This window comes from Rhodococcus sp. KB6 (assembly GCF_001445685.1).
Taxonomy (GTDB): Bacteria; Actinomycetota; Actinomycetes; order Mycobacteriales; family Mycobacteriaceae; genus Rhodococcus_F; species Rhodococcus_F qingshengii.
This window is the reverse complement of sequence record NZ_LNAK01000120.1, coordinates 183862-205324: the sequence shown is the minus strand read 5'-3', so window position 1 is coordinate 205324 and position 21463 is coordinate 183862. Positions and strand designations below refer to the sequence as shown.

General features: G+C 62.8%; 22 protein-coding genes. 13 read left to right on the top strand and 9 right to left on the bottom strand.

From position 1 onward, the window contains the following. The first annotated feature begins 6 nt into the window (after nt 1–6). Complete coding sequence (locus ASU23_RS17400; RefSeq protein WP_058038348.1) at nt 7–1545, top strand: PucR family transcriptional regulator; 1539 nt, start codon at nt 7–9, stop codon at nt 1543–1545. Here the strand turns inward: ASU23_RS17400 and ASU23_RS17395 are convergent. The 3 genes from ASU23_RS17395 to ASU23_RS17385 form a co-directional block, all read right to left on the bottom strand. Then, on the bottom strand, nt 1521–2957 hold the full coding sequence (locus ASU23_RS17395; protein WP_058038347.1) for an aldehyde dehydrogenase family protein: 1437 nt from the start codon (nt 2955–2957) through the stop codon (nt 1521–1523). The two genes, ASU23_RS17400 and ASU23_RS17395, sit on opposite strands and share 25 nt — an antisense overlap. Further along, on the bottom strand, nt 2954–4327 hold the full coding sequence (gene gabT / locus ASU23_RS17390; protein WP_058038346.1) for a 4-aminobutyrate--2-oxoglutarate transaminase: 1374 nt from the start codon (nt 4325–4327) through the stop codon (nt 2954–2956). Before gabT ends, ASU23_RS17395 begins: the two co-directional genes overlap by 4 nt. A gap of 118 nt (nt 4328–4445) precedes the next feature. Beyond that, nucleotides 4446–5252: an alpha/beta fold hydrolase gene (locus ASU23_RS17385; protein ID WP_058038345.1), complete on the bottom strand. Its 807-nt coding sequence runs from the start codon at nt 5250–5252 to the stop codon at nt 4446–4448. 75 nt (nt 5253–5327) lie between these two features. Here ASU23_RS17385 and ASU23_RS17380 point away from each other — a divergent pair, with 75 nt between their 5' ends. Continuing rightward, nucleotides 5328–6089: a DUF2127 domain-containing protein gene (locus tag ASU23_RS17380; RefSeq protein ID WP_003943067.1), complete on the top strand. Its 762-nt coding sequence runs from the start codon at nt 5328–5330 to the stop codon at nt 6087–6089. Here the strand turns inward: ASU23_RS17380 and ASU23_RS17375 are convergent. Both ASU23_RS17375 and ASU23_RS17370 read right to left on the bottom strand, forming a co-directional pair. Further along, complete coding sequence (locus ASU23_RS17375) at nt 6073–7212, bottom strand: cation:proton antiporter (RefSeq protein ID WP_030536077.1); 1140 nt, start codon at nt 7210–7212, stop codon at nt 6073–6075. The genes ASU23_RS17380 and ASU23_RS17375 overlap by 17 nt on opposite strands. A 7-nt stretch (nt 7213–7219) precedes the next feature. Next, complete coding sequence (locus ASU23_RS17370; RefSeq protein ID WP_042446474.1) at nt 7220–7582, bottom strand: hypothetical protein; 363 nt, start codon at nt 7580–7582, stop codon at nt 7220–7222. Nucleotides 7583–7854: 272 nt separating this feature from the next. On the opposite strand from ASU23_RS17370, the gene ASU23_RS17365 reads away from it, so the two are divergent. Both ASU23_RS17365 and ASU23_RS17360 read left to right on the top strand, forming a co-directional pair. Then, complete coding sequence (locus ASU23_RS17365) at nt 7855–8301, top strand: cupredoxin domain-containing protein (protein ID WP_042446430.1); 447 nt, start codon at nt 7855–7857, stop codon at nt 8299–8301. Nucleotides 8302–8397: 96 nt separating this feature from the next. Further along, nucleotides 8398–10173: a CocE/NonD family hydrolase gene (locus ASU23_RS17360; protein ID WP_253741377.1), complete on the top strand. Its 1776-nt coding sequence runs from the start codon at nt 8398–8400 to the stop codon at nt 10171–10173. A 33-nt stretch (nt 10174–10206) separates the two neighbouring features. Here ASU23_RS17360 and paaI read toward each other — a convergent pair whose 3' ends face one another. From paaI to ASU23_RS17340, 4 genes are all read right to left on the bottom strand, one after another. Beyond that, on the bottom strand, nt 10207–10575 hold the full coding sequence (gene paaI / locus ASU23_RS17355) for a hydroxyphenylacetyl-CoA thioesterase PaaI (RefSeq protein ID WP_047269444.1): 369 nt from the start codon (nt 10573–10575) through the stop codon (nt 10207–10209). Nucleotides 10576–10641: 66 nt separating this feature from the next. Beyond that, nucleotides 10642–10953, bottom strand: coding sequence for an EthD family reductase (locus tag ASU23_RS17350; protein ID WP_058038343.1), 312 nt, complete (start codon nt 10951–10953; stop codon nt 10642–10644). 6 nt (nt 10954–10959) lie between these two features. After that, on the bottom strand, nt 10960–13002 hold the full coding sequence (paaZ, locus tag ASU23_RS17345; protein WP_058038342.1) for a phenylacetic acid degradation bifunctional protein PaaZ: 2043 nt from the start codon (nt 13000–13002) through the stop codon (nt 10960–10962). Between the two features lie 88 nt (nt 13003–13090). Further along, nucleotides 13091–13702 (bottom strand): TetR/AcrR family transcriptional regulator, encoded by a 612-nt coding sequence (locus ASU23_RS17340; protein ID WP_007730612.1) that lies wholly within the window; start codon nt 13700–13702, stop codon nt 13091–13093. 107 nt (nt 13703–13809) lie between these two features. On the opposite strand from ASU23_RS17340, the gene ASU23_RS17335 reads away from it, so the two are divergent. The 9 genes from ASU23_RS17335 (at nt 13810) to paaK (ending at nt 21462) form a co-directional block, all read left to right on the top strand. Beyond that, nucleotides 13810–14538 carry an enoyl-CoA hydratase/isomerase family protein gene (locus ASU23_RS17335; protein ID WP_058038341.1) on the top strand — a complete coding sequence of 243 codons (729 nt, stop codon included), beginning with the start codon at nt 13810–13812 and terminating at the stop codon, nt 14536–14538. Beyond that, the gene (locus ASU23_RS17330) at nt 14535–15392 is read left to right on the top strand and encodes a 3-hydroxyacyl-CoA dehydrogenase family protein (protein ID WP_007730617.1); all 858 of its coding nucleotides are present in this window, start codon (nt 14535–14537) and stop codon (nt 15390–15392) included. The genes ASU23_RS17335 and ASU23_RS17330 overlap by 4 nt, the downstream gene beginning before the upstream one ends. A 27-nt stretch (nt 15393–15419) precedes the next feature. Then, the gene (locus ASU23_RS17325; protein WP_029256503.1) at nt 15420–16205 is read left to right on the top strand and encodes an enoyl-CoA hydratase-related protein; all 786 of its coding nucleotides are present in this window, start codon (nt 15420–15422) and stop codon (nt 16203–16205) included. Between the two features lie 92 nt (nt 16206–16297). Next, nucleotides 16298–17266 (top strand): 1,2-phenylacetyl-CoA epoxidase subunit PaaA, encoded by a 969-nt coding sequence (gene paaA / locus ASU23_RS17320; protein ID WP_007730621.1) that lies wholly within the window; start codon nt 16298–16300, stop codon nt 17264–17266. After that, the gene (gene paaB, locus ASU23_RS17315) at nt 17263–17580 is read left to right on the top strand and encodes a 1,2-phenylacetyl-CoA epoxidase subunit PaaB (RefSeq protein ID WP_020909477.1); all 318 of its coding nucleotides are present in this window, start codon (nt 17263–17265) and stop codon (nt 17578–17580) included. The genes paaA and paaB overlap by 4 nt, the downstream gene beginning before the upstream one ends. Before the next feature lie 28 nt (nt 17581–17608). Further along, nucleotides 17609–18526 (top strand): 1,2-phenylacetyl-CoA epoxidase subunit PaaC, encoded by a 918-nt coding sequence (gene paaC / locus ASU23_RS17310; protein ID WP_007730623.1) that lies wholly within the window; start codon nt 17609–17611, stop codon nt 18524–18526. A 2-nt stretch (nt 18527–18528) separates the two neighbouring features. Further along, nucleotides 18529–19035, top strand: coding sequence for a 1,2-phenylacetyl-CoA epoxidase subunit PaaD (paaD, locus tag ASU23_RS17305; protein WP_037130654.1), 507 nt, complete (start codon nt 18529–18531; stop codon nt 19033–19035). A gap of 4 nt (nt 19036–19039) precedes the next feature. Further along, the gene (paaE, locus tag ASU23_RS17300) at nt 19040–20119 is read left to right on the top strand and encodes a 1,2-phenylacetyl-CoA epoxidase subunit PaaE (protein ID WP_058038340.1); all 1080 of its coding nucleotides are present in this window, start codon (nt 19040–19042) and stop codon (nt 20117–20119) included. Between the two features lie 41 nt (nt 20120–20160). Further along, a complete protein-coding gene (gene paaK, locus ASU23_RS17295) occupies nt 20161–21462 on the top strand; it encodes a phenylacetate--CoA ligase PaaK (protein WP_007730627.1) in 1302 nt (433 codons plus the stop codon). The last annotated feature ends 1 nt before the right edge of the window (nt 21463 follow it).

Sequence of the window (21463 nt, the reverse complement as noted above, 5' to 3'; positions counted from 1 at the left end):
CCGGTAATGCCGATGACTGTCCGGCGCCTGGCGGCCACCACCTCGCTCGGCCTCACGATCGTTGCCGGTCACGACGACGTGGATCTGTCGATCAGCTGGGCGCACGCAATCGAATTGCAGGATCCGACCCGTTGGCTCGCCGGTGGAGAGCTTGTCATGACGACGGGGCTGCATCTACCGCGTTCGGCGACAAAGCAATACGAGTACGTCGAGCGCATCGCGCAGACCGGTGCGGTGGCACTGGCGTTCGACACCGGCACCGTGCACGAGAGGGTGCCGGACGCGATCATCAGGGCCGGCGACGAACTGGGTTTTGCCGTGCTTTCCGTCGCCAAGGAGACGCCGTTCATCGCCATTTCGCGGGCCGTGATCGACGAACTGACCGCCGACCAGATACGAACGGTGCAGGCGGTGGTCGACGCGCAGGAGAAGTTGGCGCGTGCCCTGCTCGATGGGGTGCCGGCTCTGATCACTGCCCTGGGTCGAGCCGTTCACGCAGCCGTCTGTGTTCTCGATCGGGACGGCGCGGTGCTGGCTCTGACGGAAGGTGCGAGTTCGTCTCTGCCCGAACGCATCAGGGAGCGATCAGGTAAGGAGCGCAGCCGGATCGTGGTGGACGACGACGGTCACCTGGCCATTCACCGCCTTGCTGTGAGCGGCACGCTGGCCGTGGCGTCCGAGGCCGCCTTGGATCAGTCCGAGCGATTGTTGGTGGGCCACACGGTGTCGCTGTTGACCATCGAGCTTGCCAAGCCGTTGCGGGTTGTCGATGCCGAACAGCGGCTGAGGTTGGCCGTTACGACGATGGTGCGCCAGGCCGGCGGTGACGTCGACGAAAGTCTGTTGCGGTACTTCGGATTCGAATCCGAAACCACGGTGGTGGCAACTGCCTTGACCGATGTCGGACCTTTGCTTGCGGCCACCGACATCACTTCAGCGGCCCTGGAAGAAGAGTCGGTGCCGTACCTGTTGGCCCCGCTGACTGACGGAACCGGTGTGTGGTTCGTCGTGAAAAGTGAAGTTGCGGAGAAGGTCACACGCAGTGTGTATGCGAGAGTACGGGAGAATTCACGCCGGAGTATCAACGGTGGAATCGGTGGCGTCCGGCCGATTAGCGGTGTTGCGGCCAGTCTGCGCGAGGCCGTCTCTGCTGCCAAAGTGGGGCAGGTCGAAGGACACACACTCGTTCCGTTCTCGGAACTCGGGACTTTCAGTCTCTTGTTGAGTGTGCAGTCGAGCGATGTTCTGCAGTCGATCGCGGCCAGCGGTCTCGGTGTGCTGGAAGGCTACGACGCCGAGAACGGTTCCCGTCTGGTGGACTCGATCGAAGCGTTCCTGCACCACAATGGTCAATGGGAATCCGCTGCAGCGCAATTGGGTGTTCACCGGCACACGCTGCGTAACCGCATGGACAAGGCTGCCGAGTTGATCGGGAGAGATCTCGATTCCGCCCACACCCGGTCCGAGTTGTGGATCGCACTCAAAGCTCGTGAACTGCTGCAGGCGGAATCGAATTCAGATCACGCTCGGCCGCCCCTGAGATAGACGGTGGTGGTGTGAGTGAAGAACTCTCGCGCCGCGTCGCCTTGTTCCTTGGGTCCGTATCCACTCCTCTTCGCGCCACCGAAAGGTACGTGGGGATCAGCGCCCGCCGATTCCGAATTCACGTGCAGGATCCCCACGTCCAGATCGTCGATACCGGCCAGTGCACTGGTCAGGTCTTGCGTGAACAATGCTGCGGACAAACCGAATTCGCCCTCGTTCGCCAAGCGGAATGCGTCTGCGGTTGTTGCTGCCCGCTGCACCGCCAGTACCGGGCCGAAGAGTTCCTCGAACCACAGTTCGGTGCTCGACGGTAGTTCCAGCACTGTCGGTTGGACGTAGTAGCCCGACTGCGGCGCTTCGGCGGTGGCCACAACCCTGGCGCCGCCGTCGACGGCTCGATTGATCCCCTCGATGATCGACTGCTGCGCGTATGCGCTGACCACGGGACCTGTCGTGACGTCGGGATCGAGTGGATCTCCGACTCTCAGTTGCTTGACTTCAACGGTCAGCCTGGCCAGGAATTCCTCGGCGATGGATTCATGGAGCACCAGACGTGAAGTGGCCGTGCATTTCTGGCCGGTTGACCGAAATGCGCCCAGCATCACCTGCTCGACCGCAAGCTCGAGATCTGCGTCGGCAAGTACGACGGCTGCGTTCTTTCCACCCATTTCCGCCTGTACCGGAATTCCGCGCGCCGCAGCAGATCCCGCGATCTTTCGGCCGACGCCGGTGGAACCGGTGAAGGTGACGGCGTCGAGGTCCGGGTGATCGACCAGCGCTTCACCGGCCGCGCTGTCGGCGAGGATCATGTTCAGGACTCCGTCGGGTAGGCCCGCTTCGGTCAGTGCCTGCGCGAGACGGAAGGCCAGAAGGGGCACCGCGGCAGCCGGTTTCCAGACGACGGTGTTTCCGTACACCAAGGCAGGCGCAATCTTCCATGCCGGGATCGCGATCGGGAAGTTGAACGGCGTGACGACGCCTACCACGCCGAGAGGTTTGCGAGTGACGAGAATCTGCTCGCTGCTACGTGGGGAGGAATACACCGTTCCGGTCTCGCGGTCGGCGGCGTTGCCGTAGTAACGCAGAATCTGCGCTGCGCGGCGCACCTCTCCGATACCCTCGGCCAGCGTTTTCCCTTCTTCGCGGGTGAGTTCTTCGCCCCAGGCCTCAGCGTTGGATTCTATGATTTCCGCTGCACGAGTGAGGTATGCGCCGCGTGCGGACATCGGCAGGCGGGCCCAGTCGTTCGCGGCGATGCGGGCGACGCGAACACCGGTCGCCATTTCGGAGGCACCGGCGCGGCCTCCGGTGGCGACAACCTCGTCGGGACGGGCCGGGTTGGTGTCCGTCAGTGTGCCGTCGCTGCCCGTGACCCAAGCTCCGCCGATCAAGCTGCGCACTGCGACGCTCATCGGACTGCGGCCACAGCGTCGCGAAGAATACCGAGTCCTTCGGTCAGCAACTCGTCGGAGATGCTCAGCGGTGGGAGGAAACGGACGACGTTTCCATAGGTGCCGGCGGTGAGCATAAGGAGACCGTGCGCGTGGGCGTAGCTGACGATCTGGGCGACGGCCTCGCGATTCGGAGCCTTGTCCTCGTCGTGGACGAGTTCGATTGCAATCATGGCGCCGCGTCCGCGAATGTCGCCGATTATGTCTGTGTCCGAAGCGATTTCGGACAAACCTGTGGTCAGAATGTCGCCGATGTCCTTGGCGCGGTCGAGGAGCCCTTCCATCTCGATCGTCTCGAAAACTGCCAGGGCGGCCTCGCAGGCAACGGGATTGCCGCTGTACGTACCGCCGATACCACCGGGATGCGCGGCGTCCATGACGTCGGCACGGCCGGTCACGGCGGCGAGTGGCATTCCGCCGGCGAGACCTTTTGCGGTTGTGATGATGTCGGGGACGAAGTCCTCACTCTCGCTGGCGAACCAGGATCCGGTTCGTGCGATACCGGTCTGGACCTCGTCCGCGACGACGAGAATGCCGCGCTCACGGCAGAATTCCGAGATTCGCTTCAGGAATCCCGGAGCGGGAACGATGAAACCGCCCTCACCCTGAATCGGTTCCACGACCACAGCGGCTACCGATTCGGCGCCGATCTGAGTGTCGATCGCAAGACGGAACTGGGCGAATGCTTCGTCGGCCGCGTTTTCGGGGCCGCTCGGCCAACGGTAGGGGTATGCCATCGGAACCCGGTAGACCTCTGGTGCGAACGGGCCGAATGTGGCCTTGTACGGCTGGTTCTTGGCTGTCATCGTCATGGTCATCAACGTGCGACCGTGGAATGCGTGGTCGAAGACGACAACTGCCGGGCGACCGGTGGCGGCACGTGCGTATTTCACGGCGTTCTCGAGCGCTTCGCTGCCGGTGTTGAACAGCGCTGTTCGCTTCTCGTGATCTCCCGGGGTCAGGCGGTTGAGCGCTTCGCAGACCTCGAGGTACCCCTCATAGGGGTTTGCGAGGAAACACGTATGGGTGAACTGACCGAGCTGGCGCGTGGTGCGTTCGACCACGCGCGGCGCACTGTTTCCGACGGTGGTCACGGCGATGCCGCTGCCGAAGTCGATGAACGAGTTGTCGTCGACGTCGACGACAACTCCTCCGCCCGCTGCGGCAACGTAAATGCTGGATCCGCTGGTCAGCCCGGCCGGTAGTGCGGCGCTCCGGCGCTTTGCCAAAGCGCGCGAGTTGGGGCCGGGCACTTCGGTGACGAGGCGTCGTATCTGGGGAAGGGTCGGTCCACCGATGCACGTTTCCGTGCCGTGCTCGAGAATGGTCATCGCAGTGCCTCCAGTCGTTTTCCGAACTGTAGGACGGCGATGAATGATCCGGACATGGCCGGATTGTCGAGTGGCTTCTATCTCATAGGACGCCGCGTCCAGCAGGTTGTCCAGCAGGTTACTGTGCGAAACTGCCGAGGAATCGTTGCAACAGTGGGTTGTACACCTCAGGGGCTTCCCAGAACGCTGCATGCCCCACACCGGGAATCACGTGATACGTGCCCTCCCAGAGATTCGCGAAGGTCAACGACGCGACATACGACGTGTTCACGAACGGGTCCTCGGCGCCGTCGATCACCGCGAGAGGCACAGACGCCGTTGCAACCAGAGCCTTCTGATCCGATTCGCGGCCGGCGCCGAATGCGTCGAACATGATCTTGCGAGCGCGTCCGTCCGTGCGTATCGCGGCGTCGAGGGCAGCCTGCTCGAAGGGAACGGCGGTCATTCGTGCGTAGAGTTCGGCTTCTTGCGCGGTGATGACCTCGGTGCCGCCGATGGACAATCCGTCGCCGGCATTGAAGGCGTCGCCGAGCGTCTCGGGATTTGCCGGCGGCGTACCGGTGATGACGATTCCGGTGAGCCCGGGGAATTTCGCGATCAACTCGAGAGCGATGTGTCCGCCGAGCGACCAGCCGACGACAACGGCTCTTTCGACGCCGAGTTCGGTCAGAACATCGACGATGGCGTCGGCGTAACCGTTCTGCGTGTATGCGGTTTCGGGATCGCTCGCGTCCTCGGAGTCGCCGTGGCCGAGTAGGTCCAGAGTGATCATGCGGTAGTCGCCGGCCCAGTCGGCGTCGACCTGATGACGGAAGATGGAGCGGCTGGCCGAGTTCCCGTGAATGAAGACAACCGGAAAACCGTCGGTGGCACTGTCGTCGACTGCCATGACGCCATGCCGGGTTTCGATCTTGGTGGTTGTCATCGGAATCCTCATCGTTCGAAGTGCACGGTCAGCGGGTATCCACGCTACCGGGCATATGCGGCATAGAGTTCACCCGTGGACTTCGCATTGCGCTCGTGCAGTTGGCACGGTCACGAGACCTACGCTCCGGACGAACCGGAACTGCGGGATCGACTACATGTGGATACTGCGGTGGGTCAGGCGTGGCGATGCCTACGTTGCGGCAACTTCGTCCCGGGAGCGCCCCGAGCATCGGGACCGGCGGACGCCGCCCCCGAGGTTCCGCGGGGGAGGCTGCTTCGCGACCGGTTGATCATGCGACTTCTCGCCACCGAGAGAATGTTCCGCGCTCTGGGTTTGGTTCTTCTGGCGATCGGTGTGTTCGAACTGAGATCGTCGAAGGGTCGCGCCGAGGACGCCTTCGAGAACGAATTGCCGTTGATCAGGCCACTTGCCCGTCAATTGGGCTGGAACATCGACGATTCCAAACTGGTCCATCACATCGAGCAGGCGTTTTCGTTGTCCGCTACGACGCTCACCTGGATCGCAGTCGGGCTGTTGGTCTACGCCGGCCTTCAAGTGATCGAGGCAGTCGGCCTGTGGATGGTCGAACGCTGGGGCGAGTACTTCGCGGTGGTGGCGACCAGCTTGTTCCTGCCCCTCGAAATCTACGAATTGACCGAGAAGATCACGTGGTTGAGGGCCGGGTTGCTGCTGGTGAACATCGCTGCCGTCGTATGGCTGATCTGGAGCAAGCGACTCTTCGGTGTCCGCGGCGGCGGCGCGGCGTATCACGCCGAACATTCGGAGGAGAGCTTGCTGACGGTGGAGAGGGCCGCGGTCAAGCAGGCTTCGTGAGACCAGCTTTCGACGCGGCAGCACCCGCCAGCGTTGCTGCACCGATCGTGATCATGGCGGCGAGGAGGATGGCTGCGGGTTCACCGTCGCCCATCACCCCCAATTGAGTGCCCACCGTAACTGCGGCAACCGGTACTCCCAGTTGTGCGGCGGACAGCACGCCGAGAGGGAGCGGGAGACCGAGGGCGCGTATCGCGGCGTGAACCACGAGAGTTGCTCCGCCCAAGACCAATCCGAGCCAGATGGCGGACGGATGGGTGACGAGGTCGCGCAGATTGATCGCCGCTCCCAACCAGACGAAGAAGAGGGGAGCGAAGAAGCCGTCGGTGATGGCGAAGAGCTGTTTGGCGAGGCGGCGGGGTTCACCGATCGCGGCAAGAACGAGCCCGAAGGCGAAGCCCGCGAGCATGATCGACACGTGAGTGCTCGACGCCAGCGCTGCCAGAGAAAAGAGGATCACCAGATTGATCCGGAGTTCGAGTGCAAACTTTCGTTTCTCCGAGAATTTGTGGAGCCTTCGCCAATGGCCGGACCGGTGGAAGGCTCGCAGTACGAAGAACAAGGCAACCGCACACGCCGCCACAGCCAGTGCGCCGACACCGGCACGAGGGGCATTGTCCGGATCGATCACCAAAGGCAGCGCAACAATGCAGACGGTGTCCGCGATCGCGACCTGGGCAGTCATCTGCAGAACCGAGGTTCCACCGAGCCCCAGCGAATCGACGATGGGGAGAATCAACGCCGCGGACGACGACGCGATCAGGACCGCGTACAGCGCGGCGTGACCGGTGCCGAATGCCGTCGCCGCACCGTAGCCGGCAACAACCGACAGAAGTCCGACGACAACCGAGCGAACGGCACCCTTGCCGATTGCCGCACGGACTGCCGGATCGCGGACCGGGACGTGTGAGCCGGCCACCATCATCGTGAGCGCGAATCCGATATCGGCCAGGAACGTGAAAGTCTGGTCCGAAGAGTCGAGCAGCCCGAAACCGGTGACACCGAAGACGACGCCCGCGGCAAGTTCGCCGACCACCACGGGGACATGCCAGCTGACGCGAGCGCCGAGCAGCGGGCCGAGAATGCCGGCCAGCGCGACGAGGGCAAGGATGCCGAAGGTCATCGACGACCTACGAGTTAACTGTCGAGGGTGCGATCTTCGCGGGGATGGCGGTGTTCTCGTCCACGTGGTAGCTCGCACAGACACGGTGGTAGCCGTCGGCGATCTGCGCCGGTACTCCGGCGCGGAAGTCTCCCTGCACCAGCAGGATCGGCGACAGCGCGATCCCCTTGCGGATCTTCAACAGGTCGGCAGCAACGTGTGGGTTGTCGACAGGCAGCAGGGGTAGCCCGGCAGCCCGCAGGATGTCTTTGGCCTTCTTCGAGACCAGCGTCGCCGTCTTGAGGGCGTACACGAGAGCTTGGACCTGAACCGGCGTCGCGCCCAACTGGAGGTAATCGCGGGCTGCCGGGTAGTCGTGCTCGTCCGGCAGGTCCTTCCAGAGAACGGCGGGAGCCTTCTCGGCTACCTTCGGCTCTGCTGTCTTGGGAGCCTTGGGCTGCGCTGCCTTCGACGCCTTCGGCTGGGCTGCCTTCGACGTTTTGCTCTTGGCCATCTGTGCTGTTTCCTTCAGTGTCGGTCCGCGAGTGGAGCTGGTGCAGAAATCGTGCACTATCAGCGCCGCAGGCACCACATCGGAGCTGTTTGGCCCCCTAGGCGGCGGGTAATCAGCAGACTGCGGGGGAACGAGCAGGAGGCGAAGCAATGAAGCGGATTCTCGCAGTGCTCGCAGCGCTGATCCTGGCGGTGTTCGCACTGACCGCGTGCAGTGACAACAACGATTCGTCGGACAACGATTCGGCCGATCACGACGGCATGGGGATGACCAGTATGCCGATGACCAGCATGCCGACCAGTATGTCGATGCCGAGCATGCCTCTGGGTATGTCGACGCCGGGAGCGTCGTCGATGGGAATCGTGATCAGCGGTTTCGAATATTCGACGCCGGAGTCGGTGATGCCCGGACAGGTACTGACCATTCAGAACAACGACACCGTCGAGCACTCGGTCACGTCCGATACCGCGGGGTTGTTCAACGAGGACATCGAAGCGGGTGAGACGGAAACCATCACGGTGCCGAACGAGCCTGGAACGTACACGTTCCACTGCACCTACCACCCGAGCATGCACGGCACCTTGACGGTCAAGTAGAGGTCGGCTCGGTCTGGCGTGACTTTCGCGAGAAAACGTTGGCGGCACGCGCCGGATTGAGCTGGTGGAGAACAGATCCGGGTGTACGGTTTTCAGGTGCGCCGGAGAACAGCGATCAGTGTCGTCACGCTCGTGGTTTGCGCCCTCGGCTTTTCGCCGCCGGCGCTCGCGGATTCACCGAACGGCTCGTATTCGTCACAGCTGCTGTACTTCTCGGTCGATGTCGGGCCTGAACTCTCGACGCCGTGCACCGTCGTCGGTGAACTCTTTGTTCCCGATGGCGTCGACGCTGACAACCCAGCTCCCGCGATCCTGACCACCAACGGGTTCGGCGGTTCGTACAAGGACCAGATTCCTGCCCTGCAGAACTTCGCCGAGAACGGGTATGTCGGACTGACGTATTCGGGATTGGGTTTCGGCGGCACGAGTTGCAAGATCACACTCGACTCTCCCGCATACGACGGTATCGCCGCTTCCCAGTTGGTCAGCTTCCTCGGCGGCCAAGAAGGGATTGCCTTCACGGATCAGGCTCTGACGCAGCCCTATCCGGCGCTCACCACGGTCGTTCAGGACTCCGTCGATCACACCGGTGCACCGTCGACGAACGACCCGCGGGTCGGAATGACGGGTGGCTCTTACGGCGGCGGCATTCAATTCGCCGCCGCGAGTGTCGATCCCCGCATCGACACCATCATCCCCATGATCACCTGGAACGATCTCTCGTATTCTCTGGCGCCCAACAGCACCGGGACCATCTCCGGAGTGTCGACTGCGGAGCCGGGAGCAGCGAAGGTGCTCTTTGCATCGCTGCTCTTCGGCGCGGGCATCGCGAATCCCGGTGTGGACGGTTACATCGCAGATCCCGCACGGCTACCCGGCTGCCCGAACTACGTCCCTTACATGTGCAACGCGATCGCCGAGGCAGTGGTGACCGGCGATATCGGACCGCAAGTAGTGAGTGAGCTCCGAGCGTCGTCGGTCTCGTCGTTCGTCGACCGGATCAACATTCCGGTACTGCTTGCTCAGGGGCAACAGGACACCCTGTTCGATCTGAACGAGGCAACCGCGACTTACGACGCGCTGAAGGATCGTGGCGTCGAAGCCAAGATGATCTGGCATTCGTGGGGGCACAGCCACTTGGCCGCTGCGCCGGGCGAGTTCAGCTTCTCCGCACCCGACGAGGATACCCAGTACGAGACCGGTCGCTTCATGGACTGGTTCGATCACTACCTCAAGGACGAGAACACGGAGACCGGCCCGGAATTCGCGTATTTCCGCAACTGGATCGACTACGAGGGAAACGCGGCACCGGCCTACGCGACGTCCGACACCGTCGATGTCGGGACCGCTCGCGCCTTCCATCTGTCCGCCGACGGGGGACTGCTACCGGACGGCACGCCGGTGATACCGGGTTCGAAGACGATCGTCACCGCACCGGCTGGGCTGCCGACGGGCGTAGAGCCACTCAATATCAATCCGGCCGGAAACATTCCGAATGCACAGATTCCGGGAACCGAGGCGCTCTGGACCGCTGCGCCGATGACCGAGGCGATGGACGTGGTGGGAGCCCCCACTGTGACGCTGCGTGTTGCGGCGCCCGGACAGCCGGTGGTGTTCGCGAAACTCTACGACGTGGCTCCGGACGGAACTTCCTCGCTGATCAACGGACTCATCGCGCCCATACGCATCAGTGATCCGTCGCAGCCGGTGCCGGTGACGATGCCGGCGATAGTGCACCGATTCGAGCCAGGGCATTCCGTGCGTCTCGCGATCACCGGTGGCGACATCAGTTTCCGTGGGGGATTGCAGGGCATGCCGGTGACGATCTTCGCCGACGGGTCCGGCCCCCTCGAACTTCCCGTCGTGGGCTGATACACCGTGGGCTGATACACCGTGGGCTGAATTTCAGCGGGTGATGGTTCGACTGTCGCCGCGGAACTCGGCCACGACGGCGTCGCCATTGCGAACGGTCACGTCGTAGATCCCACTTCGGCCGCCTCGAGCCTTCTCGGTGGCGACCGCGGTCAAGGTGTCGCCCAGACGGGTCGGACGCAGAAATCTGATGTCCGCGCGCGCTGCAACGGCTGAATCCTCGTAGCCGTTGCAGGCGAGCGCAAACGCGGTGTCCGCGAGCAGGAAAACATAACCGCCGTGTGTGATTCCGTGACCGTTCACCATGGTTTCGCCCACGGTGACGGTCACGGTTGCGCTACCGGGCGCCAGTTCGGAAATCTCGATACCGAGTGCCTGCGATGCCTGGTCCGCGTCGAACATCTCTCTGGCGGTGATGCTTCCTGTACTCACGAGACAACTCCTGTGTGATCGGGAAATTGCAGGGGTCTAGAGGACCGAGACAACTTCCTGGACATACATGTCGACCGTGCCGGTGGCAAAGTTTGCGACATCTTTTCCAGCGGCGCCCATCTCCGGGGACTTCAGGCCGCTCTGCATAGTCTCGAGATCGGGAAACTCGAGGTTGGCGACGGCATAGAAGACTGGATCGGAGCCGTCCAGCGTCGAGCACTTGCTGAACGTGAAGTCCGAGAGCCCTGGCACTGCGCTGGCGAGCGGGACGTGGATCTCGTTGTAGTACTTGTCGAAAGCATCCGGATCGGTGGGGCGTCCGTAACACACTGCTACTCGATAGGTCATGTGCTTTTAATTCCCTTCGGGGCGAGTCTTGGCTACCAGAGTCAGGACGTCGTATGTCGCGACCGGATCGTTGTCCTGGTTCGTCACCACGGCGTCCCAACGAACCTCACCGTAGTCGGCGCTGCTGCGAGGTGTGATGGTCTTGGCTGTGAGGGTGACCGTCAGGCTGTCTTCGGCTTTGACCGGAGTCAGGAACCTGAGGCTGTCCACGCCGAAGTTCGCGAGAACCGGGCCGGGAGCCGGGTCGACGAACAGGCCCGCAGCGAGTGAGACAACAAGATAGCCGTGCGCGACGATGCCGCCGAAGAGTGGATTCGCCGCAGCGGCCACCGGATCGGTGTGAGCGTAGAAGGTGTCACCGGTGAACTCTGCAAAATGATCGATGTCTGCGAGTGTGACCTGGCGCGGACCGCCGACAACAGTGTCACCGATCTTCAACTCGGCGAGACTCTTTCGGAATGGATGTTCGGATCCGGTCGTGCGCTGCGATCCGGTGAACCAGCGCTCGCCGACTGCGGTGAGGACGTCGGGTGTGCCCTGTACGGCGGTCCGCTGCATGTGGTGCAGAACTCCGCGGATGCCACCCAGCTCCTCACCGCCGCCGGCACGGCCGGGACCGCCGTGTACGAGGACTGGAAGGGGAGAGCCGTGGCCGGTGGATTCCTTGGCGTCGTCGCGGTTCAGCACGAGCACTCTGCCGTGAAAAGCTGCGAGACCCAGCACCAGTCGACGTGCGATGTCGGTGTCGGCAGTGACCACCGAGGCGACGAGGCTTCCCTCGCCACGGGCCGCGAGTTCGATCGCATGATCGATGCCGTCGTATCCGATGACGGTGCTGACGGGTCCGAAGGCCTCCAGTTCGTGTACCTCGTGCGCATTCTCTTCCGCCCGGAGAAGGACTGGGGAAAGGAAGGCTCCTGACTGGCCGTCGGCACCGACCACGTCGACGTTGTCCGGGTCTCCGAATACGATAGTTGCCGACTTCGTCAGACCGCGAATGGATTTCAAGACTTCGTCACGCTGTTCGATGCTGGCGAGCGCTCCCATCGTGACGCCGTCGGCATCGGGGTGTTCCACGACCACTTTGTTCAGTCGCTCGGATGCGGCATCGACAACGGCGTCGACCAGCGAGACCGGGACCAGGGCGCGCCGGATCGCCGTGCACTTCTGACCAGCCTTGACTGTCATTTCGGTGACGAGTTGTTTGACGTACAAATCGAATTCGGGCGTTCCTGGTACGGCGTCCTCGCCGAGGATCGACGCGTTGAGTGAATCGGCCTCGGCATTGAAATGGACGCCCTTGCCGACGACGTTCGGGTGAGCACGCAGCGTTGCGGCGGTGTCGGCGGATCCGGTGAATGCCACTGAGTCCTGCCCGCCGAGGTGATCGAGGAGGCCCCGTGCACTACCGGAGAGCAGTTGGACGGAACCCTCCGGGAGCAAGCCTGATTCGATGATGCGCCGGAAGACGAGTTCGGTGAGATATGCCGTGGAACTGGCAGGTTTGACGATGGACGGCACCCCCGCGATGAATGCCGGTGCCAGCTTCTCCAGGAACCCCCACACCGGGAAATTGAAGGCGTTGATCTGCACGGCGACGCCGCGACGTGATGTATAGATGTGTTGCCCGAGGAAGGTTCCGCCTTTGCCGAGAGGCTCGACGTTTCCGTCCAGAAAGACTGTGCTGTCGGGCAATTCGCGCCGAGCCTTGCTCGCGTAGCTCAGCAGGGTCCCGAATCCGCCGTCGATGTCCACCCCGGAATCTCGCGTCGTCGCACCGGTGGCAGTGGAGAGTGTGTAGAACTCGGCTTTTCCTGCCATCAACGTGAGGGCGAGAGCCTTGAGCGCGCCGGCACGTTCGTGGAAGGTCATCGCGGACAGTGCAGGCCCGCCGACCTCGCGTGCGTACGTAACCATCTCGGCGAGGTCGACGCCGGTTGCGGAGATCCGGGCCACCTCCGATCCGTCCACTGCGCTCGGCAACGGGGTACCTGCGTCCGGTGCGGCGTACCACTGACCGGCCACATAGCTTTCCAACAGTCTGCTCACGACAACTCCATCTCACCGTACGTTCGGTCGGTAATTACGATCGCCCGGTAATGCCGCGTTGTCAAGGATTCGGCAGAACTGCCTGGAGTCAGGCCTTGCGAAGTCCGTCGAAAGTGACGGCGACGACCGCGTCGGCGATGTCGGAGACGGACTCACCCGCTCGGGGTTTGTACCACTCGATCAGTGAGTTGACGGTGCCGAACATCAGCTTGCTGGCGAGGGCTGGTTCGATGTCCGGGCGCAAGTCTCCCTCCGCTGCGGCGGACGCGACGAGACCTCCGACGAAGTTGTCGAATTCGCGTCGACGAGCTAGCGCGGCGCGCTCGACCGTCGTGTTGCCGCGGACGCGCAGGAGCAGGGTGACGTATGGAAGCTCTGCGACCAGCACCTCTACGCTGCGCCGGACCAGGTATTCGAGCCGGTCGATGTACGGACCGGTGGTGGCGCCCTCTTCGGTCGTGACCGCAAACAGGGCGTTGAGTGCACGCGAAAGGGCGAGTTCGAGAAGTTCTGACTTTCCGGACACATGGTGGTAGATCGAGGACTTCGTGATGCCGAGTTTCTTGGCGAGCACCTCCATGCTGGCGCCGTCGTAGCCCTTGTCGTTGAACACCTTCACGGCCACGGCCAGGAGCGAATCGAGGTCGTAGCCGGGACGTCCGGGGAGGCCGGTGCGTCGAGTGGGGCGTGCCGTAGTCATGTCCCCATCTTCTCAGTTCGGGCAAAGCTGTGCACCATCCTCGTTCTCACCCTTGCCAAACGACCGAATGTTCGGTTACTAATGGAGAAGAGTGAGAAGGAGCGAATGTGAACACCCTGCACGTGGACGAGCGCGAGGATCGCGTCGTGGTCACCCTCGACAGGCCCGCGCAACGCAATGCGATCAACGCGGAAATGATCGACGAACTGCATCAGGTTTGTGGACGCCTCGAACGGGATCCGAAGCTGCTCCTGCTTGCGGGTCGCGGCGACCACTTCGCAGGCGGCGCTGACATCGCGGAGCTCCGAGCGCGCGGACGAGAGGAAGCGTTCGCGGGTATCAACCGCACGCTGTTCGACCGAATCGGAAAGCTCCCGCTTCCCACCGTGGCCGCCGTGAGCGGCTACGCGCTCGGCGGTGGGGCAGAGTTGACCTACGCCTGCGACATTCGCATCGCGACAACGACGGCGGTCTTCGGGAATCCGGAGCCCAATCTCGGCATAATGGCAGCCGCCGGCGCCAGCTATCGATTGCCGAAGCTCGTCGGCGTCTCGATCGCGAAGCAGGTGCTCCTCGGTGCCAGGAACCTCGACGCCGAGTTGGCGCTACGAGCGGGCCTGGTTGTCGAGGTAACCGAACCGAACTGCCACGTCGACGCAGCGCATCGGCTGCTCGACCGCATTTCCCGACTGTCCCCGCTGGCGCTGCGATTGACCAAGATCATCGTCGATGCGCCGGGATCGCATCCGTTTGCCGACGACATCGCCCAGGCCGTCCTGTTCGAGAGTTCGGACAAGCGCGATCGCATGACGGCCTTCCTGGAGACGAAATCATGACTGAAGCAGTTGCACCGAAGACCGTCGGAGTCATCGGCGGTGGACGCATGGGTGCGGGTATCGCCCAGGTGTTCGCCAGTCTCGGCGGGGCGGTCACCATCGCGGAGAGTGGCGACACCGCGGCCGCGTTGCAGCGTGTTTCCGCCGGCCTCGACAGAGCTCACGAGCGAGGGAAACTCGACGACCAGGACCCCGCGACGGTGCTGGCGCGCGTGAGCACCGTGGACGCAGTGACCTCGTTGCCACCGTCGCTCGACCTGATCGTCGAGGCGGTCCCGGAAATTGCGGCCCTCAAGGTCGAGGTGCTCGCCGCTGCGGAAACCGTTGCCGGAGAAAGCACCGTGATCGCCAGCAACACCAGTTCCATGTCGATCGCCGAACTCGGCGCAGCGCTGACGGATCCGGGCCGGTTCATCGGTATGCACTTCTTCAATCCAGTCCCGGCGTCGCTGTTGGTCGAGATCGTCCGGGCGCCTCAGACCCGCCCCGAGGTTGTCGACTCGGTACGAGCATGGGTGTCGATGCTCGGCAAAGCCGAGGTGCTCGTCAACGACTCACCTGGTTTTGCAACCAGCCGGCTTGGTGTCGGTCTCGGGCTCGAAGCCATCCGCATGCTCGAAGAGGGTGTGGCGGACGCGGAATCGATCGACCGAGCAATGGAATTGGGGTATCGGCATCCGATGGGCCCGCTGCGGTCGACAGATCTGGTCGGGTTGGATGTGCGCCTGGCGATCGCCGAACACCTCGCGAGCACGCTCGGTGATCGATTTGCACCTCCAGCACTGCTGCGAGAGAAGGTGGCTCGCGGCGAGTTGGGGCGCAAGACGGGACAGGGTTTTCACACATGGAGCTGAACCGAACTGCCTGCGAAAGGAACATCGATGACTGACGTGATTCGCTTGGAGATCGAGCGAGGTTTGGCGACAATCACTCTCGACCGACCCAAGGCCGCCAATGCCGTCAACGGCGAAATGAAGTCTCAGCTGCTCGAAGCGTTGCTGCAGGTTCACGCGGACGCAGAGGTTCGAGCGGTGTTGATTCTCGCCGAAGGCAAGAACTTCTGCGTCGGTCAGGATCTGGGCGAGCACGCCGCAGCGTTGGATGCTGATCCGGCGCACGCGATGGATACCGTCGAGGCGCACTACAACCCCATCGTCACGGCGCTGTCGACGCTCTCTGTCCCGGTGGTGGTGGGTATCGGCGGAGCCTGCGTCGGGGCCGGGTTGGGAATCGCGTTGGCCGGAGACATCCGTGTCGTGGGGGCTCGCGCGAGCTTTGCGACGGCATTCACCGGCATCGGTCTGGCCAGTGACTCCGGGCTCAGTCATGCGCTCGTGCACGCGCTCGGACCTAGCCGCGCCAGTGGCCTGATGTTGCTCGGCGACAAGTTCGACGCGCAGAGCGCGCTGGAGTGGGGCTTGGTTCATCGCGTGGTGGCCGACGAGGACGTCGCAGCTGAGGCTCGGGTACTCGCGCGTCGGCTTGCCGACGGACCCACCGCGGCCTTCGCCCACGTGAAATCGCTGATCCGTGCCGTTGCTCCTGGGCTTTCCCAGACGCTGGCGGCCGAGGCGAACGCACAGGTGGAGCTGGGTTCCACGGCAGATCATCGAGGCGCAGTCACGGCTTTCCTGTCGAAGCAGAAGCCGGTTTTCGAGGGTCGCTGATTTCTGGTGCGGCGAAAGATTCTCTTGTGTGCTGGGACACCTCGGTGCATACTAGTTACCAACCGATCATTCGGTAATAAAAGGTAGGTACGATGACCAACGTGGAAGCTCCACAAGACCTGCAGAACCTGTTCGACGAGACGATCGCGGCAGACCAGCGCATCGAGCCTCGCGACTGGATGCCGGACGGCTACCGCAAGACTCTGATCCGCCAGGTCGCCCAGCATGCGCATTCCGAGATCATCGGAATGCAGCCCGAGGGAAACTGGCTCACCCGTGCGCCTTCGTTGCGACGCAAGGCGATCCTGATGGCGAAGGTCCAGGACGAAGCCGGGCACGGTCTGTATCTCTACTCCGCGGCCGAGACGCTCGGTGCCGATCGTGGCGATCTGACCACCAAGCTGATCGAGGGAAAGCAGAAGTACTCCTCGATCTTCAACTATCCGACGCTGACATACGCCGACGTGGGTGTGATCGGCTGGCTGGTCGACGGAGCTGCCATCTGCAATCAGGTTCCGCTGTGCCGCAGCTCCTTCGGGCCGTATGCGCGCGCGATGATCCGTGTGTGCAAGGAGGAATCGTTCCATCAGCGGCAAGGCTTCGAGCTGTTGGCGACGATGATGCGCGGCACGGAAGCTCAACGGGCAATGGTGCAGGAAGCCGTCGACCGATGGTGGTGGCCCGCTCTGATGATGTTCGGACCGCCGGACGACGAATCGCCGAACACCGAGCAGTCGATGAAGTGGCGCATCAAGCGGCACACGAACGACGAACTGCGGCAACGATTCGTGGACATGTCGATACCGCAGGCCGAGATACTCGGTGTGACCTTCCCTGATCCCGACCTGCGCTGGAACCCCGAGCGTGGCGCACACGATTTCGGCGAGCCGGACTGGAGCGAATTCATGGACGTGGTCCGCGGCAACGGAGCGGCGAGCGTCGAGCGGATCACCAATCGGAAAGCCGCACACGACAACGGGGCCTGGGTTCGCGACGCCGCGTACGCCTTTGCACAGCGCGAGAGACTCGCGCACGATCGCACGACTGGGGAAACATCATGAGCGAGAACGATCAGGTACAGGGCGATCAGGTGCGGGGCGAATGGCCTTTGTACGAGGTATTTCTGAGGGGAAAGCGCGGACTGAACCACGTGCACGTCGGATCCCTGCGCGCGGCAGACGACCAGATGGCGTTACGCCACGCGCGCGACGTCTACACCAGACGTAACGAAGGCGTGAGTATCTGGGTCGTGCCATCCGCGAAAATCGTGGCTTCGAGTCCGGCAGAAAAGGATCCGTTCTTCGCGCCGAGCGGCGACAAGGTCTACCGGCACCCGACTTTCTACGACATCCCGGACTCCGTTCCGCACATGTGAGAATCACTTCGACTTCGAGGACCAACAGATGAACGATCACGACAGTGCCTACGACGGCCTGGTCGACGGTGACGGCCACGGTCAGTGGGCGTTCGGAACGAGCTTCGACGACCCCCTCGCCGGCGTCGACACCACGGTGCCAGGCGATGTCGATCTCGGTGCGCTGGCGCGCTACTGCCTCATGCTCGGCGACGACGCGCTCGTCAGTTCGCAGCGACTCGCCGAATGGTCGACGCGGGCACCGGAACTCGAAGAAGAGGTAGCTCTCGCCAACGTCGGCCTGGACTTGATCGGGCAGGCCAGGCTGCTGCTGGCTCGCGCGGCAGCAGCCGATTCCACTGTGGTTCCGTTCATCTCCGATACGTCACCGGTGCCGGCTGAAGATGCGCTTGCCTTCTTTCGTGATCAGTTCGGTTTCCGCAACGTGAGACTGGTGGAACTCGCCAACGGCGACTTCGCGCACACGGTCGTTCGGCTACTCGTGTTCTCGACCTGGCGGCTGGCGCTGTTCGATCGGCTGCGCATGTCGCGCGATCCGGTTCTCGCAGCTGTGGCGAACAAGGGCGTCAAGGAACTGACCTATCACCGCGACTACGCGGCAAGATGGGTCGTCACCTTGGGCGCCGGCACGGCAGAATCCAAGCGTCGGACGGCCGACGCCTTGCTCGAGATCTTCCCGTTCGTGGACGAACTCTTTGTTCCCACTCAGGACGAACTCGTCTTGGCAGAAGTTGGCGTCGGAGTGGACCCGCGTACTGTTCGGCCGGAGTTCGACGCTGTTCTTGCCCAGGTCCTCCATGCAGCCGAAATGGAAGAGCCCCCTTCGCGTTTCTCCGGTTTCGTCGGCGGCCGCGGCGGGCGTGCCGGACTGCACACCGGGGCACTGGGGCTACTTCTCGCCGAAATGCAGAGCGTCGCTCGGGAGCATCCGGAAGGGGTGTGGTGACCGTGACTGCCGCTACCGTCTCTTCCGCGCAGGAGATCGTCGCCTCGGTGATGGATCCGGAGATGCCACTGTTGACCTTGGCCGATCTCGGCGTCATCCGATCGGTCGACGTCGAAGCGAACTTGGTCTGTGTGACAATCACTCCCACCTATTCCGGGTGTCCGGCGATGGCGACGATGCGAGACGACATCGAGCACAAGCTGACCGACGCGGGGTACGGCAGCGTCCAGATCAAGACTCAACTGTCGCCGCCTTGGAGTTCGGATTGGATCAGCGAAGAGGGGCTCGCGAAACTTCGGACGGCCGGGTACTCGGTGCCGGGGGCCGCGCCGCGTCGCACCTCCGGCCCGATCGCCTTGACCTTGACGGCCAAGCCGCGCGACATCCTGTGCCCCCAGTGCGGTTCGGCAAACACCAGACTGAGTTCGGAATTCGGTGCGACCCTGTGCAAAGCGCTCTATCGCTGCCTCGACTGCCTCGAGCCGTTCGATCACGTGAAGGAGATCTGAACAGATGAGTACCGCAACGACGAACCGGAACAAACCATTTCACGTGTTGACGGTCGCCGGTGTCGAATCACTGTGCGACGACGCAGTTGCCGTCACCTTCGACGTGCCTGCCGATATCGCCGATCAATTCGACTTCGGCGCCGGGCAGTCACTGACACTGCGGCGGATGATCGACGGCGTCGAACACCGTCGCTCCTACTCGATCTGTGCACCGGTAGGGGCGTCTCCACGGGTGGGGGTTCGCGAAGTGGCAGACGGACTCTTCTCCTCCTGGTTGGTGCGAGACGTCAAGGCCGGGGATCGAATCGACGTCCAGGGCCCATCTGGCAATTTTGTCGCCGATCCGGCATTGGGTGGACGGCACGTCCTGATCGCGGCGGGCTCCGGAATCACGCCCATGTTGTCCATCGCTGCAACACTGCTGGTGAACCCCGAGGCCGATGTCACCCTGCTGTACGGGAACAGGCGCACCCGTTCGGTCATGTTCGCCGAAGAGATCGCCGACCTGAAGGACCGGTACGGTGCGCGCCTGGACGTTATTCATGTCCTCTCTCGCGAGCCGCGCGAGGTCGAGTTGTTCTCGGGCCGTCTCGACGCCGACCGGTTGCGTGAGATCTTCACCTCTCTCGTTCCGTGCGACCAGGTCGACGGCTTCTGGTTGTGTGGTCCGTTCGGGATGGTCAACGACGCCCAGGAAGTACTGGCCGGCTTGGGAATTGCCAAGGATCGCATCCATCACGAGCTGTTCTACGTCGACGACGTCGCTCCGCCGGTTGCAGTGCATCGTGAGCCCGGAATTGTGGGACCAGGCAGCGAGGTCACCATCACGCTCGACGGTCGATCGACCACCGCGACACTTCCGCGAGACCAGTCGATTCTCGATGCAGCGGAACAGTACCGATCGGATCTGCCCTTCGCGTGCAAGGGCGGGGTCTGTGGAACGTGTCGCGCCAAGGTCACCTGCGGTGACGTCGAGATGCGCAGGAACTACGCACTCGAAGACTACGAAGTCGACGCGGGTTTTGTACTGACCTGCCAGACCTTCCCTGTCGGTGAACAGATAACAGTCGATTTCGACGCCTGACCGCCCGCACAGCGCCCTCACTGAGCCCACCGGAGACAATCATGACCGAACTCGTCACTGCTACTTCGCAAGAAATCGAATTTGCCAGTCGGGACCGCATTTCGACGCTCCAACTCGAGCGGATGCAATGGTCCCTGATGCACGCGTACACCAATGTTCCGCACTACCGCAAAGCTTTCGACGACGCCGGCGTCCACCCGAGCGACTTGAAGGATCTGAGCGATCTCGCGAAGTTTCCCTTCACCACCAAAGCGGATCTGCGTGAGAACTATCCGTTCAAGATGTTTGCGGTGCCACAGGACCGGGTCTCGCGAATTCACGCGTCTTCGGGGACCACCGGTCGCCCGACGGTGGTGGGGTACACGAGCAACGACCTGAACAACTGGGCCGATCTCATCGCGCGCAGTCTCTCGGCCGGCGGCGTGCGGTCTTCGGACAAGGTTCACGTGGCTTACGGGTACGGTCTGTTCACCGGTGGGTTGGGAGCACACTACGGTGCGGAGCGCTTGGGCTGCACGGTCATTCCCATGTCCGGTGGCATGACCGAGCGGCAGATTCAACTGATCGAGGACTTCGAGCCCGACGCCATCATGGTGACTCCGTCGTACATGTTGACCATCGTGGATGCGATGATCAAGAAAGGTATCGATCCCTCGAAGACCTCACTGAGGGTGGGAGTTTTCGGAGCGGAGCCGTGGACCGAACAGATGCGTACCGAGCTGGAACAGCAACTCGACATGCATGCGGTCGACATCTACGGACTCTCCGAGATCATGGGCCCGGGTGTGGCAATGGAATGTGTGGAAACCAAAGACGGGCTCCATATCTGGGAAGACCACTTCTACCCGGAGATCATCGATCCGGTCACGGGCGAAGTGCTGCCGGACGGTGAAGAAGGTGAGCTGGTTTTCACCTCTCTCACCAAGGAAGCGCTGCCCATCATTCGCTACCGAACCAGGGACCTGACCCGTCTGTTGCCCGGTACGGCGCGCTCGATGCGTCGGATGCAGAAGGTCACCGGCCGGACCGACGACATGATCATCCTGCGTGGGGTCAATCTGTTCCCCACACAGATCGAAGAGCTGATCCTGACCGTCCCCGCCCTGGCACCCCAATTCCAGTGTGTGCTCGAGCGTCCGGGCCGGATGGATACTCTGACAGTGCGCGTCGAGGCTCGCCCTGACGCGGCAATTTCCGATCATGCGGCAGCGTCTTCGGCGTTGCAGAAGCTGGTGAAGAACAAGATCGGTGTCACGGTCGAGGTGAGCGTTCTCGAACCCGGCGGACTCGAACGCTCGATCGGCAAAGCGCGTCGTCTGATCGACCAACGTCCGAAGGACTGAA

Coding starts and splice junctions, on each gene's coding strand:
- ASU23_RS17400 (WP_058038348.1), top strand. CDS start 7: ATGCCGATGACTGTCCGGCGCCTGGCGGCCACCACCTCGCTCGGCCTC.
- ASU23_RS17395 (WP_058038347.1), bottom strand. CDS start 2,957: ATGAGCGTCGCAGTGCGCAGCTTGATCGGCGGAGCTTGGGTCACGGGC.
- gabT (WP_058038346.1), bottom strand. CDS start 4,327: ATGACCATTCTCGAGCACGGCACGGAAACGTGCATCGGTGGACCGACC.
- ASU23_RS17385 (WP_058038345.1), bottom strand. CDS start 5,252: ATGACAACCACCAAGATCGAAACCCGGCATGGCGTCATGGCAGTCGAC.
- ASU23_RS17375 (WP_030536077.1), bottom strand. CDS start 7,212: ATGACCTTCGGCATCCTTGCCCTCGTCGCGCTGGCCGGCATTCTCGGC.
- ASU23_RS17365 (WP_042446430.1), top strand. CDS start 7,855: ATGAAGCGGATTCTCGCAGTGCTCGCAGCGCTGATCCTGGCGGTGTTC.
- paaI (WP_047269444.1), bottom strand. CDS start 10,575: ATGTTCGACGCGGACCAGGCATCGCAGGCACTCGGTATCGAGATTTCC.
- ASU23_RS17350 (WP_058038343.1), bottom strand. CDS start 10,953: ATGACCTATCGAGTAGCAGTGTGTTACGGACGCCCCACCGATCCGGAT.
- ASU23_RS17340 (WP_007730612.1), bottom strand. CDS start 13,702: ATGACTACGGCACGCCCCACTCGACGCACCGGCCTCCCCGGACGTCCC.
- ASU23_RS17330 (WP_007730617.1), top strand. CDS start 14,535: ATGACTGAAGCAGTTGCACCGAAGACCGTCGGAGTCATCGGCGGTGGA.
- ASU23_RS17325 (WP_029256503.1), top strand. CDS start 15,420: ATGACTGACGTGATTCGCTTGGAGATCGAGCGAGGTTTGGCGACAATC.
- paaA (WP_007730621.1), top strand. CDS start 16,298: ATGACCAACGTGGAAGCTCCACAAGACCTGCAGAACCTGTTCGACGAG.
- paaB (WP_020909477.1), top strand. CDS start 17,263: ATGAGCGAGAACGATCAGGTACAGGGCGATCAGGTGCGGGGCGAATGG.
- paaC (WP_007730623.1), top strand. CDS start 17,609: ATGAACGATCACGACAGTGCCTACGACGGCCTGGTCGACGGTGACGGC.
- paaE (WP_058038340.1), top strand. CDS start 19,040: ATGAGTACCGCAACGACGAACCGGAACAAACCATTTCACGTGTTGACG.
- paaK (WP_007730627.1), top strand. CDS start 20,161: ATGACCGAACTCGTCACTGCTACTTCGCAAGAAATCGAATTTGCCAGT.